Below are 12,519 nucleotides of genomic sequence, written 5' to 3' on the forward strand. Positions count from 1 at the left end.
GGTGGGGTGAGTGCGGATCTGTGGACAACCGGGGTCGGTGTGGACAATCAGTCCCGGGACGAGCGCTCTTCACCGTGTTCTGACAACTGCTTGAGCATCGCGTTGTACGCGACCAGGTCCGCCTCACCGGAGGCGTCGGACCGCCGGTCCGACCGCTTGGCCTCGCGCTCGTCCGCCCGCGCCCACTGGACCAGCAGCGCGACCAGCACCAGGAGCACCGGCACCTCGCCCGCGGCCCACGCGATCCCGCCGCCGAGCCGCTGGTCGGTGAGCAGATCACCGGCCCACGGCAGCTTCAGCGCCTGGTAGAAGGACTCGCCGAGCACCGTCTGCGTGTTCATCAGGATCACGCCGAAGAACGCGTGGAACGGCATCGAAGCGAACATCATGCCGAGCCTGCCCAGCGGCGGCATGCGGCGCGGCGCCGGGTCGACGCCGATCACCGGCCAGTAGAAGACGTAGCCCGACAGGATGAAGTGCGCGTTCATCAGCAAGTGCGCCCAGTGGTAGTTGAGCGCGGCGCCGAACAGCCCGGAGAAATACAGCACGTAGAACGAGCCCACGAATAGGACCAGCGCCACCACTGGATGGGTGAGCGTCCGCGAGACCGGTGAATGCACGAACGCGAGCAGCCATTCGCGTGGCCCGGGCGGGCCGTCCTTGCCGGCCGGCGGCAGGGCCCGGAGAGCCAGCGTGACCGGCCCGCCGAGCACCAGGAGCACCGGCACCACCATGGACAGCAGCATGTGGCTGCCCATGTGCACGCTGAACATCGCCGGGGCGTACCGGCCGATGCCCGACGAGGTCGCCACCAGCAGCACCGCGCACCCGGCCACCCAGGCGACCGTCCGGCCGACCGGCCAGGCGTCCCCGCGCTGCCGCAACCGGCGCACACCCAGCAGGTAGAGCACCGCCAGCGCGAGCGCGAGCGTGCCGAAGACCAGGTCGAACCGCCAGTCCAGCAGCAGTCGCAGAGCGCTCGGCGAGCCGCTGAGGTCGTACCCGATGAGCAGTTCGGTGTTGGACGGCTGGGTGGTCACCTCCTGCGGGGGCGGTGTCCTGGCCAGCGCGGTGGCCAGCCCGATGGTGACGAACATGATCAGGATCTCGACGGAAGCGAGCCGGAGCAACTGCCCGCCGCCCGCGCCGTCGACGAGCCCGCGCACCCCGCGCTGCCGTTGCTGGTGGCCGAACACGCCGAGCACCAGCAGGCCCACGACCTTGGCCAGCACGAGCAGGCCGTAGTCCGTGGCCAGCAGGTCCGCGGGAGCCACCCGGATCAGCGCGTTGACCACGCCGGACACCGCCATCACCAGCCAGCACACCAGCGCCAGCCGCGAGAAGCGCTGCGCGGCCAGCGACAGGTGCGCGCCGCGCCGCCAGCCCAAAGCCAGCAACGCGACCAGGCCGCCGACCCACAACGCGGCGGCGACCAGGTGGTACAGCAGGCTGTTCGTGGCCACGTCGTGCGCGCCACCGCTGGCCGAGTGCCCGGTCACCGCCACCGGCACCAGGCCGCCGACAGCCAGGAAGAACAGGGTCGCGGTCCAGCCCCAGGACAACGCGAGACGACAACCGAGCGCGAGCAGCAACGCGATCAGCGCGGTGAACACCCAGGCCTTCGGCTGCTCGATCGCGTCGACCATCTGGAGCAGCGCCTGCGGGTCGAGCAGCTCGGTGACCGGGCGGCCTGCCGCGTCGGCCGCGGAGAAGTAGATGGAGGCCACCGAGGCGAAGAACCAGCACCAGGCGGCGATGCCCGCAGTCCGCAACGCGGCATAACCCTCCGGGCCGAGCACGCCCGACTTCTGCGGCGGCACCAGGAAGGCGGCGAGCAGCAGCGAGCCGACACAGAGCACTGAAGCGGCCTCGGCGAGCACCCGGACGACGGTGATCCCGTAGCGCGTGACCACGCCGGGATCGGCCAGCCCGATGATCACCGATCCGGCACCGCCGGTCAACGCGACGAGCCCGGTGCCGACCACGACGGCGAGCAGGACCCCCACCGTGACCAGCGGGCCGACGTTACCTCGTGAAGCCGGAGCCTTGCCGGTCGTCTTGGTCGCGGTGGATTCTTCGGGCACGACACGAGCGTAAGTGCAACGCTTCGCGGCCAGCTATCCGCCATCTGCTCGTCAGCGGCACGGCAGGATGGCGGGGTGCGGATCATCCTCCTGCGTCACGCCGAGTCGCTGGGCAACGTCGACGAACTGGCCTACACCCGTATCCCCGACCACTCGCTGCCACTGACCGACCTCGGCCGCGAACAGGCCAGGCGGGCCGGTCCGGCGATCGCCGAGCTGGTCGGCGAGGAACCGCTCGCCGTCTACGTCAGCCCGTACGTCCGGACGCGGGAAACCCTGCGGCTGCTCGGACTGGCCGCCGAACGGCTGGTGCACGAGCCGAGGTTGCGCGAGCAGGACTGGGGCAACCTGCAGGAGGCCGACGAGCAGGCCGTGCAGAAGCGGTTGCGGCACGAGTTCGGCCACTTCTTCTACCGGCTGCCGTTCGGCGAGTCGGGCGCGGACGTGGACGACCGGGTCGCCGCCTTCCTCAGCGAACTGGAGTCGCGGCGTGCCGATCCGCTGCACCCTAGAACTGTGCTGGTGGTCTCACACGGGTTGACCATCCGGTTGCTCTGCCGCCGCCTGTTCGGCTGGAGCATCGAGCTGTTCGAGTCGCTGTCCAACCCGGCGACCTGCGAATACCGAGTGGTCGAACGGGTGGACGGCCGTTGGAAGCTCGACCGCCCGTTCCAGCAGTGGCGCGATTCGCCGGACGGCGCTGTTCAGCAGTAACTCCGCTCCCGCTCGCGCCGACCGGCACGGAGAGCGGCCACGGTCGCCGGGGCGATCAGGGCCGCGACCAGCGCGACCACGATGAACGAGGTGGACAGCGAGGTCAGCTGGGCGATACCGCCGATGGCCGGCGGTCCGGCGAGGAAGCCGGTGTAGGCGACCGAGGTGACGAAGGCGATCTCACGTTCCCCGCCACCGCCATCGGCGCGTTTGCCCGCCTCCCCGGCGAGCCCGAGCGCCACCGGGAAGGAAGCCGCGAGACCCGCGCCGGCCAGGGCGAAGCCGACGAATCCGACGACCGGTGAACTGATCAGGGCCGCGGCGAGCAGGCCGGTCGCGGCGAGCACCGCGCCACCGGCGAGCACCGGCCGTTCGCCGAGCTTGGCTTGGAGCGCGCCCCCGGTCAGCCGCGCGATCGCCATGGCCAGGGAGAAGGCGGCGTAGGCGAGTGCCGCCGGACCCTCCCCCATGCCGTGCTCGGAGACCAGGAGCAGCGCCGACCAGTCGGCACTGGCGCCTTCGGCGATCGCCGAGCACAGCGCGATGGTGGCGAGCAGCCACAGCACGGGCCGCTTGATCGGCGTTACCGAGGGCCGCTTCTCGGTGGGTTCGTGACTCGGCTTGATGCCGGGCAGCGCGCGGACGACGGCGAACAGCACCAGGATCGCGGCGAGGGCGGCCAGGGTGAACTGCCTGGTGGGCGACCAGCCGTTCGACGCGGCGAGCCCGGCGAACAGGGCGCCAGCCAGCGCGCCGAAGCTGAATCCGGCGTGGAAGATCGCCATGAGCGGCTTGCCGGCCTCGCGTTCGACGAAGACCGCGCCCACGTTCATCGACACGTCGAGCACGCCGATCGCGGCACCCAGCGCGAACAGCGTGAGACCGAGCCACAGCACCGACGTGGCCAGCCCGAGCGCGGCGAGCATCAGCGCCGCGGCGACCGTGGACAGGGCCATGACCAGGCGCGCCCCCAGGCGCTCCACCAGCCGCCCGGTGATCGTGGCCGCGACCAGCAGCCCGACGCTCGCGCCGAGCAGGGCGAGCCCCAATGACCCCGGCACGGCGCCGACCTGCGTGGACATCGCGGGCACCCGGGGTGCCCACGAGCCGAGCGCGCAGCCGTTCAAGGCGAACACGACGAAAACCGCGGTGCGTGCGCTGACCATCCCGCTCCTTCTCCGGTGAACCTGTTGTCCCAGCGTCTCTTAAGCGCTTCAGAAAGTCCAGTGGCTTCGCCGGGATAGCAGGCGGGAGGGGCGTGCACAAGACCCTGTTTCCGGCCTGTGGACAGCCCCTACCCGTCCGGGTGACTGACCCCCACTTGTCCACAGATCACCGTTTCCCCACTGACAAAGCCCCCGCCCACCGGCCATCGTGGAGCCAACACCAATTCCACCGGAAAACACCGGAAAGCAGGGGGAAGAAATGACCAGGACCATCAAGTCACTCCGTTCGCGACTGCCGAAGATCCTGTTGCTGGCGTCGATCGGCGTGTTCGGCATGAGCAGCCTCGCCCACGCCTCGGCACCGACCGCACCGGAGCCGGGATCACCGCAGGTCACCTGCCAAAAGGGGGAGTTCTGCGTGTGGACCGAGGAGCACTACGGAGGCGAACTGGAGCGCATGGATCTGCGCACGGTGAATCCCGAGGAATGCGTTCCGCTGCTCACCGATTTCACCGCCTATTCCTTTGTCAATCGCATGGATCGCATGGTGACCGTGTACCAGGGAGAGGATTGTTCCACCGAAGGCGACTTCACCACCTATCCGGGCGGCGGCACCTATGTTCCGCAGGCTCCCTTCACCGTTCGCGCCATTCAGGTGTGGAACTGATCCGCGGCTCCCGCGGCGTCCCACGCCTGGGACCGCCCCGCCGCGGGTGAACCCCGGGCCGCCGACCCCGAACAGCGGCCCGGTGTGGCCCGCCGGCGCGCGTCGACTCGACTCCGAGGCGCGGCGCCGGCGGGACCCGAACCGGATCCCGGCGGACCACCAGAAGCAGTTCGCGTCCCCCGCACGCGAACGTCCGCCGGGATCCGGCCAGGGGTGATCTTGCTCTCCGGCTCGGGTGGCGCACAGTGCGTCGCCGAACGACCGTCCACCGTAGCCAACGGCGGAATATCGGCCGCCCACCCGCGTTACCGCGGCAGCCAGAATGCGGTTAATGTTTACCAATAGCAGGCGTGTGCTCGAAAATCGCGCACGCGAATCTGGCAGGAAGCCCCACCCGCACGGACAGGAGATCGCGATGCCTCACCGCACCGGCCGCGACCTCCGAAGACAGCTCCGACCAGCGAGAACCTAGTTCTCGGGCACCCCAGGAGCCGTCGGGCGGGCACTCGCCCGCGTAGTTCGTGCGAACACCCTGAAACGATTCGACTGCAACGAACGATCGAGAGGGTGGCGGCGACTAAGCTGCTGGCGTGCACGAGGCCAGCAGTGGCATCGACGCAGGCCCTCGTAGCTCAGCCGGATAGAGCAAGAGCCTTCTAATCTCTAGGTCGCAGGTTCGAGTCCTGCCGGGGGCGCTACCAGGGAAAACTCCCTGGAACGTACAGGCACAGCGCTTGTACAGCAAGAGACGTACAACTTAGGATCGGCGCCATGACGAGCCCCGATCCCGACGCGAGGGCGGCCGGTGAGGCCGCCCTCGTCGAGTTCCAGGACCTTCTCAGCGACTGGCGCAGGTCACTTCTGGCCGGGCGAAAGTCACAATCGACCGTCGATCTCTACATGCGGCACGTGAAATACCTCCTCGCCTGGCTCGGAGATCGTGGACAACTCACAAGCCCGGAGAAGATCACGAAGGCCACCCTCGAGGAGTACTTCGTCGACCTGCTTACCCGGAAGACTCGGCGCAACGGGCGCGAGGGCGAGACGGTCAAGCCGGCCTACGCCCAGGCGCAGTACCGCTCGTTACAGCAGCTGTGGGCGTGGCTGGAGAACGAGGGCATCCTGGTCGACCCGAACCCGTTCCTGAAGATGTCGCCCCCGGAGGCAGTCGAGCAGCCGGTGCCGGTGCTGCCGGACGACGCTGTGGCGTCGCTGCTCGCCTGCTGCAAGGGCGCCACGTTCGAGAACCTGCGGGACACCGCCATCCTCCGGCTGCTGCTCGACACGGGGATGCGGGTGGGCGGCCTGGCCGGCATCGAGCTGGACCACGTCGACTTCGACAACGACACCGTGGAGATCACGCTCAAGGGCGGGCGTCAGCACATACTCCCGTTCGGGGCGAAGACCTCGGACGCGCTGCGCCGGTACCGGCGGGCGCGCGCCAAGATCCCGGCCGCCCGCACCGAGTCCGGGTTCTGGCTCGGCGCCAAGGGCAAGGGCCGCCTGACCACCTGGGGCATCCGGCAGATGCTCGAGCGCCGCGCGGCCGACGCCGGGCTGGACATCACGAACAACCCGCACCTGTACCGGCACCTCTTCGCCCACAACTGGCTCGCCAACGGCGGCGCCGAGCAGGACCTCATGCGGCTGATGGGCTGGAAGAGCCGCGCCATGCTCGGCCGGTACGCGGCCTCAGCCGCTGACGAACGGGCCCGCGCCGCACACCGGGCGTCAGCCCCGGGTGACCGCTACTGAATCGCACCCGGCTTCGCAGGAGACCGGTTGAACGGGTTCACCCGGTCAGTGGACGGGTAGCCTGGGCCTGCACCTCTTCGCAGAGGAACGGCCCCGGTTTGGCCACCGGGGCCACGCGAAGGGGGCACTCTGCGAAGGTTGGTGGTTTCGTGATCGACGATTCGAACCCGGCCGAGATCGGCGCGCGGATCGAAAGGATCCGCAAGCGACGAGGCCTAAGCCTGGAACAGGCAGCGGGCCTAGCCGGAATCGGGAAGACCACGCTCGCCTACTACGAGTCTGGCGAGCGGCGTATCGGCAAGCGGAAGACGCTCGAAAACCTTGCCGCCGCCCTGACCTGCGCGGTCACCGACATCACCGGCGAGCCCTACCGCCGGGACGACGACCGTATGAGCGTCGAGGCGCTGGCGACCTTGCCGCCCATCTCCGCGGCGCTGCTGGACTGCACTTTCGACGACGTACCAGATTCCCCGGCGCGCCCCGTCGCCGTGCTCGCGCGGCTCGCGCGGACAGCGAACGCCGCAAGCGCGGATTCCCGGTACTCGATCGCTGGCCAGGACCTCGGCACGCTGCTCACCGAACTGCACATTCAAGCTGTCACAGGCAGCCCCAACGACCAGCGTGCCGCGCTGGCCGCGCTGGCCGAAGCGTGCATCGTCGCCGTAGGCACGGCCCGTTCGCTGGGCAACCCCGACCTTGCCGCCACCGCGGCGCAGCGCGCCCAAGACGCCGCGCAGCGCCTCGAAGACGCCGCCCTCGAAGGATTCACCGCGATGTCCGGCGCGATCGTGCTCGGGCGCCTCGGAGCCCGCCGACGCGCCCGCCGAGTAGCGGAGAAGGCACTTCAGGCTGTTGAACACGCCGATCCGACAGCGACGGACACCGCGCCGGCCGAGGCCGCGGGCATGTTGCACCTCGCCTCGGCGCAACTTGCGGCGAAAGCGGATGACCGCGACACCGCTGCGGACCACCTCCGGGCGGCCGAGGAGTTGGCCACGCGGACCGGAGAACGGTCGACCTTGTACTACGACTTCGGTCCCGCCAACGTGCAGGCCTGGAGTTTGACTCTGGCGGTCGAGGCAGACGAGGGCCCAGAACGAGCCGAGACGATCGTTAGCACCCCGGGATACGACGAGGCACTGGTCAGCGACGAGCGGAAGGCAGCGCTCTACTTCGATCTCGCGCGGGCGTTCGCCCAGGCCGAGGGAGCCCGCGACATCGAGGCCGGGCGGTACCTCGACCTCGCAGACCGCACTGCCCCGCTGCGGATTCGACACGACCCGCTAGCGCGGGAACTCGTCGATGCCCTTGAAGGCCGCGCACAGCGGCGCACCTGGGAACTCAGCAGCCTGAGCCACCGGATTAAGGCCCGTTCACAAATTGTGAACGACTAGCATCCTGTTGCACTTAGCGTCTGTTATGTGACGGACGGCAAGCAATTCCCGGTGAACGGAACACGGGTCACCCGGCCCGTGCTGGGCATCGTGCGTGAGGGAACCCACGAGCCTGTGGAGTGCGCGCTCGGCGTCGCCCGCGTTGCGGGGGGTCACTTCGAGACGTTCTTCCGGCTCGGCGGTGAGCGCGTGCTGTTGCTCGGGGATGCTGAGGCCACGCTCGAATCCCACCTGCGCACGGCCCAGGTCGAGAAGCGCAAGGCGAACCGGCAGCAGCCGCCGGGAGCGCAGGCATGAGCGCCCCAGCCACCGAACCCCAGCCGTTCCGCCGGCGCCCCGATGAGCCGCCAGCGGTTTTCGTGGCGCGGCTGTGGCACACCTGCAGGTGGTGCGGGACGGTCGACGCGGACCTGGTCTACGTCCTGCTGCACCAGCGCCGATGCGCACAGCGAGCGGAACCCGAGCAGCCGGACGTGCCGGAGCAGGAGCGGACCGAGCACACCGAGCCGTTCCCGCCGCCGCCTCCGTGGTTTCAGGCGCCGCCCGGTCCTGCACGCGGGTCGTACTCGGGGGCGCTGCCGTGAGCGGGGTACCGGGGCAGGCGCTCGGTGGCCTGATCTGGTCGCTGCGTTCGACGGTACGAGCGGCGGATCTTCAGGGGCGGCCGACGTACCTCACCTTCGGTCTGGTGGCGACCATGGACGGCCCGCGGCCGGGTTACAGGTTCGGGCCCTACGGCGTGACGCTGGTGCTGACCGACCCGGACGCGGTTGCGGGGGTGCTGTCCTGGCACCAGGACGCGGCCGACGTGGCTCAGGGCGGTTCCCGAGTCCGGTTCCACAGGGAGTTGGCGTACTGGCGTTACGGGTCCACAGTGCCCGCGATGGATGCCCATGGCGTGCAAACTCAGCTCACGATCAGGCTGGTGGAAGCGGCGGGCGTGCTGCGGCCGGTCTACACGTTCGGGCGGTACGGCGTGACGCTGACGCTGACCGACCCGGACGCGGTCGCACAGGCGGCGCGCTGGCACCGGGAAGCGGGTGGTACGGCGTGAGCACCGGTGACCTCACCCCCGACGACTGGAGCCCGGCGCCCGTCGATCCCGACTCGGACGGCTGGGTGGGCACGCCCCACGATCCGCGCGGCCCCATGATCGCCGACGCGCAGTCCGCGGTCGACGACCTGGTCAACCTGTACCGCCCACCCCAGCAGGAGGCGCCGGATGCTTGAGCACTACCGGGCCGAGATCGGCGCGAACGTCCGCACCGCCAGGTTGCGGGCCGGGTTGTCCCAGCAGCAGGCCGCGCAGCGGATGATGCCGCCAGCGTCGGCCGAGGAGCTCGAGGATTGGGAGACCGGCGCGGCGGTGCTGTCGGTGCGCCAGCTCGACGACCTGTGTCGCGTGCTCGGCGTGCACCTGGCCCTCGTGCTGCCCGCGCTGGAGATGGAATCGCCGCAGTTCGAGACGCTGATGGTGCGGGCCGAGTTGCTGCGCACCTCCGAGGCGGTGGATCTGGTCCCGCTGGCCGCGTGGGCGGCCGGCTACGGCGATGACGTCATCACGATCACGCCTGACGTGCTGCGGCGCGCCGCGCAGTGGTGCGGCATGACGCCGTTCGCCCTGCACCACGTGCTGACGATGCTCATGCGAGCCGGGCACCGCGGCAAGCCGGTGCAGTCGAGCGAAACCGCGCTGGTGCTCCAGAAATGGACCTGAAAGGACGGACGGAACCATGTGCGACCGCGAGCTGACCGACGAGGAATGGGAACAGGCCAGGAGCCACCGCGACCAGATCCTGAGCGACCTCGAAGAAGACTGATCTCCCCTGGCGGTCCGGGTGTACCCCCGAGCACCCCGGCCCGCCAGGGGTCCAACCTGCCGGGAGGCACCCCCGGCAGCGGTCCCAGGCGCGCGACTTCAGTGGAGCTGTGCCGCGCGACGGGACCGGCCGGGGACGGCCTGCTGATCAGCCAGGTCTCCCCGGCACCTATTCGTCCCTGCCGTGCTGCCAGCGGCGGGGCCGGTCTCGGTGACCCGAACATCGCCGAGACAGCCGGGGGTGGTCCCCTCGCAATCCCGAGGGGCCATCCCGGAGCCAGACCCTGCCGGGCGACTTGCCCCGGCAGCGATCCCCAGAGCGCGCGTGCCTTCCTGCTTGTAGTCCGCGCGCCGGGGATCGGCCGGTGGCGGCCCGACCTACTCACGGGCCGCCACCGGTGCCTACACCCTGCCGGGGCGGCGCCCCCGGCAGTGATCCCCGCGCGCACCGCACTCCCGCAGCGCGCGGGTAGATCGCCCGGAGACGGCTCGCTACACCGGGTGGGCGAGCCGTCTTCCGGCGCTCGAGCGTCCGGCCGCCACGAGCGGCCGGCGGGGTGACAGAGCGGCTGCAGCTCCCGTACCGGATCGGTGGGGGGCTGCAGCTTCACCGGTGGCGCCGCGCCGCCGCGCGGGCGACGATCGACCCCATGGCCGATGACGCGCTGGCCGAGCTGTTCGACTTCCTCGGCCGAAACCTGACCGCCGACGAGACCCGGGCGCGGCAGGCCAGCGACGGACCATGGAAGCTCACCCGGCACCACGCCCCCGATCCGTGGCTGGAGATCGTCGACCAGCGCGGCCAGCTGGTCGCCGGCATCCCCGGTGACCCGGGGGTGGAGCGCGGCCAGGCCGCGGCGGACGCGGCCTACCTCGTCACCCACGACCCGCGCGCCGACCTCGCGCGCATCCGGGCACACCGGCTCATCCTGCGCACGCTCCGCGCCCCCGCTACCGGCAGCCTCGAGGCGGGGGCGATCGTCCGCGGAATCAAGGCCGACCTGCTGCTGGCCATGGCCCAGCAGTACGACACCCGGCCCGGCTGGCGCGAGGAATGGCACCGCGACTACGGGCCCTAACGGGCCTGCTCGCGGCGTGCCTTCGATCGCTTCACGAACACCCCGCCCACTACCGCGATGGCGCCCACGGCTGCAAGAGGCCACGCCCAGAGCTGCCGGTCGGACACGGCGGCGGCGCAGTTGGTGAAGCCGTCGAACACCTGCCTTTCTTCGTCGTGGCCGGTGAACGCGATACCGCACGGGACCGTATTCGAGATCGAGCCGTCTTTGTTGCTGATGCCGTCGCCCTCGACGGTGGAGAACAGGGCCCAAATTCCGACCGCGAGCACGATCGCTCCGACGGCGGTTACGAACGTGCGCTTCACGGACACGGGTTCTCCTATCGTCCTCGCCAGATGCCTACTGATCTTCGCCGTCTCGGCCGCTTGCGTTACCCGCCGTGGGTATCTGACCAGAAAATGTCAACTCTCCCGCCCCCAGGCATGACGAGAGCCCCCGTACCCGGTTGGGGTACGGGGGCTCTCGGTCTTCGCGCGGGCCCGCTGCGGGCGGGCTGTATGGGTAGGCCTTCGATCCTACCCGGCCGAGTGGCGCGGTGGCTCGGCGTCGGTGACGACGTGCGCCTGGCCGTCCGCGCTGGGCGGGCTGTAGGTGGGCGGCACGGTCGAGCCGAGCAGCAGCGTGCCGAGCCAGGTCGGCAGCAGCGGCTCGAGCTTGCGCAGCGCGGCGAACACGGCGGCGAGCACGACCGGCACCACGAGTTCGTCGGCCGCGCCGGCGAGCAGCTGCGCGAACGACTCGGGCAGGCCGCGGCTGATCGCCCACGCGATCACTGCCGCCCACAGCGTCGGCACGACTGTGCGTACCCACGAACGAAGCACATCGGACATCGGCGGGTCCTCCTTACTTGCCGCGGAATGCGGCCACGGCGGTGTGCTGGGACTCGTTGCCTTCGGCGGCCTCGAGGCTGTAGAGCACTTCGGCGGTCAGCGCGCCGGCCGGAGCGGGCTTGACGTAGGGGCGGGCCGGATCGACGCGCTGTTCGCCATAGGCGGCCAGCTCGGCGTGGCCGGTCTCCGGGGTGGGCCCGAAGAACTTGATGTGGTGAACGGTGAACGACACGAATCCGAGGCTGATCACCAGATCGGACGGGTCGGACGGGCAGACCAGGGTCTTGGACACGTAGATGCCGGGGCTGAGTTCCACTGTGGACTCCTCGGTGATGTGGACGGATGAACTCTCGGGGGCGGCCGGTGTGCCGCCGATGAGCGCGGTGAACTGCGCGAGGCTGCCGCGGAAGGCGTTGCCGTCGAGCGGGGCGTACCCGGCGACGCTGGCCGAGCTGGTGAACTGCAGTACCGCGGTGGGCAGCCACCCGGCCGCGTTGTTGCCGATCGGGTCCCAGTAGTGCGCGGGCACGTCGGCGTACTCGTCGGCCAGGTCGTCGACGGAGTTGTCCGGGTATCTGCTCTTCCAGTTCGGCGGCAGGCCGTGCAGCGAGGGCTTGCCGATTTCCTGCCAGTACCAGCCGGGCAGGTACACCAGCGGCACCGTGTACCCGGCGCCGCGCAGCTGCGCGATGATCGCCCGAGTGTGATCGAGTGAGCCCGCCCCCTTCTCCACGTCCGGGATGATCGGGATGCGCTTGGGCACCACCTGCCGGATGCGGTCGACGTGCGCACCGGCCGACGCGCCCGCGCGCTGGTAGACGTAGGCGAGCACGATCAGCCCGGCTGCTTCGGCCCGCGCCAGGTTCTGCGCGAATCGCTTGTCGGTGAACGTGGCGCCCTCGGTGGCCTTGACGATGATGAAGCGGACGCCGGCTGCGTAGACCGCGTGGAACCACGCCTGGTCACGGTCGCCCTGGTGGTGGCTGATGTCGAGTCCGAACAGGACCATGG

At 70.0% G+C, this 12,519-nt stretch carries 15 protein-coding genes and 1 tRNA gene; 11 read left to right on the forward strand and 5 right to left on the reverse strand.

From position 1 onward, the window contains the following. Positions 1-47: 47 nt before the first annotated feature. On the reverse strand, positions 48-2,084 hold the full coding sequence (locus L3Q67_RS00860) for a bifunctional copper resistance protein CopD/cytochrome c oxidase assembly protein (protein ID WP_499187668.1): 2,037 nt from the start codon (positions 2,082-2,084) through the stop codon (positions 48-50). Positions 2,085-2,159: 75 nt separating this feature from the next. Between L3Q67_RS00860 and L3Q67_RS00865 the strand changes: the two genes are divergently transcribed. Continuing rightward, positions 2,160-2,798: a histidine phosphatase family protein gene (locus L3Q67_RS00865; protein ID WP_499187669.1), complete on the forward strand. Its 639-nt coding sequence runs from the start codon at positions 2,160-2,162 to the stop codon at positions 2,796-2,798. Here the strand turns inward: L3Q67_RS00865 and L3Q67_RS00870 are convergent. After that, on the reverse strand, positions 2,789-3,964 hold the full coding sequence (locus L3Q67_RS00870) for an MFS transporter (RefSeq protein ID WP_499187670.1): 1,176 nt from the start codon (positions 3,962-3,964) through the stop codon (positions 2,789-2,791). The genes L3Q67_RS00865 and L3Q67_RS00870 overlap by 10 nt on opposite strands. Positions 3,965-4,223: 259 nt before the next feature. On the opposite strand from L3Q67_RS00870, the gene L3Q67_RS00875 reads away from it, so the two are divergent. The 10 genes from L3Q67_RS00875 to L3Q67_RS00920 all read left to right on the forward strand — a co-directional run bounded on the left by L3Q67_RS00875 (position 4,224) and on the right by L3Q67_RS00920 (position 10,678). Then, positions 4,224-4,631 (forward strand): peptidase inhibitor family I36 protein, encoded by a 408-nt coding sequence (locus L3Q67_RS00875; RefSeq protein WP_499187671.1) that lies wholly within the window; start codon positions 4,224-4,226, stop codon positions 4,629-4,631. 621 nt (positions 4,632-5,252) lie between these two features. After that, a tRNA-Arg gene (locus L3Q67_RS00880) sits at positions 5,253-5,326 on the forward strand. A gap of 76 nt (positions 5,327-5,402) precedes the next feature. Continuing rightward, on the forward strand, positions 5,403-6,386 hold the full coding sequence (locus L3Q67_RS00885; protein WP_499187672.1) for a tyrosine-type recombinase/integrase: 984 nt from the start codon (positions 5,403-5,405) through the stop codon (positions 6,384-6,386). A gap of 149 nt (positions 6,387-6,535) precedes the next feature. After that, the gene (locus L3Q67_RS00890; RefSeq protein ID WP_499187673.1) at positions 6,536-7,780 is read left to right on the forward strand and encodes a helix-turn-helix domain-containing protein; all 1,245 of its coding nucleotides are present in this window, start codon (positions 6,536-6,538) and stop codon (positions 7,778-7,780) included. Positions 7,781-7,807: 27 nt separating this feature from the next. Further along, positions 7,808-8,077, forward strand: coding sequence for a hypothetical protein (locus L3Q67_RS00895; protein ID WP_499187674.1), 270 nt, complete (start codon positions 7,808-7,810; stop codon positions 8,075-8,077). Further along, entirely contained in the window at positions 8,074-8,364 is a 291-nt protein-coding gene (locus tag L3Q67_RS00900; RefSeq protein WP_499187675.1) for a hypothetical protein, read from the forward strand. The genes L3Q67_RS00895 and L3Q67_RS00900 overlap by 4 nt, the downstream gene beginning before the upstream one ends. Further along, positions 8,361-8,834: a hypothetical protein gene (locus L3Q67_RS00905; protein WP_499187676.1), complete on the forward strand. Its 474-nt coding sequence runs from the start codon at positions 8,361-8,363 to the stop codon at positions 8,832-8,834. The genes L3Q67_RS00900 and L3Q67_RS00905 overlap by 4 nt, the downstream gene beginning before the upstream one ends. Further along, on the forward strand, positions 8,831-9,010 hold the full coding sequence (locus L3Q67_RS00910; protein ID WP_499187677.1) for a hypothetical protein: 180 nt from the start codon (positions 8,831-8,833) through the stop codon (positions 9,008-9,010). Before L3Q67_RS00905 ends, L3Q67_RS00910 begins: the two co-directional genes overlap by 4 nt. Then, positions 9,003-9,497 (forward strand): helix-turn-helix domain-containing protein, encoded by a 495-nt coding sequence (locus L3Q67_RS00915; protein WP_499187678.1) that lies wholly within the window; start codon positions 9,003-9,005, stop codon positions 9,495-9,497. The genes L3Q67_RS00910 and L3Q67_RS00915 overlap by 8 nt, the downstream gene beginning before the upstream one ends. A gap of 659 nt (positions 9,498-10,156) precedes the next feature. Next, positions 10,157-10,678, forward strand: coding sequence for a DUF6221 family protein (locus L3Q67_RS00920; RefSeq protein WP_499187679.1), 522 nt, complete (start codon positions 10,157-10,159; stop codon positions 10,676-10,678). On the opposite strand, the gene L3Q67_RS00925 is transcribed toward L3Q67_RS00920, so the two are convergent. The 3 genes from L3Q67_RS00925 to L3Q67_RS00935 all read right to left on the reverse strand — a co-directional run bounded on the left by L3Q67_RS00925 (position 10,675) and on the right by L3Q67_RS00935 (position 12,517). Then, complete coding sequence (locus L3Q67_RS00925) at positions 10,675-10,989, reverse strand: hypothetical protein (protein ID WP_499187680.1); 315 nt, start codon at positions 10,987-10,989, stop codon at positions 10,675-10,677. The two genes, L3Q67_RS00920 and L3Q67_RS00925, sit on opposite strands and share 4 nt — an antisense overlap. Before the next feature lie 204 nt (positions 10,990-11,193). Then, entirely contained in the window at positions 11,194-11,508 is a 315-nt protein-coding gene (locus L3Q67_RS00930; RefSeq protein WP_499187681.1) for a hypothetical protein, read from the reverse strand. A 13-nt stretch (positions 11,509-11,521) separates the two neighbouring features. Then, entirely contained in the window at positions 11,522-12,517 is a 996-nt protein-coding gene (locus L3Q67_RS00935; protein ID WP_499187682.1) for a glycoside hydrolase family 25 protein, read from the reverse strand. Between the last annotated feature and the right edge of the window lie 2 nt (positions 12,518-12,519).

The organism is Saccharothrix sp. AJ9571 (assembly GCF_021725495.1).
Lineage (GTDB): Bacteria > Actinomycetota > Actinomycetes > Mycobacteriales > Pseudonocardiaceae > Amycolatopsis > Amycolatopsis magusensis.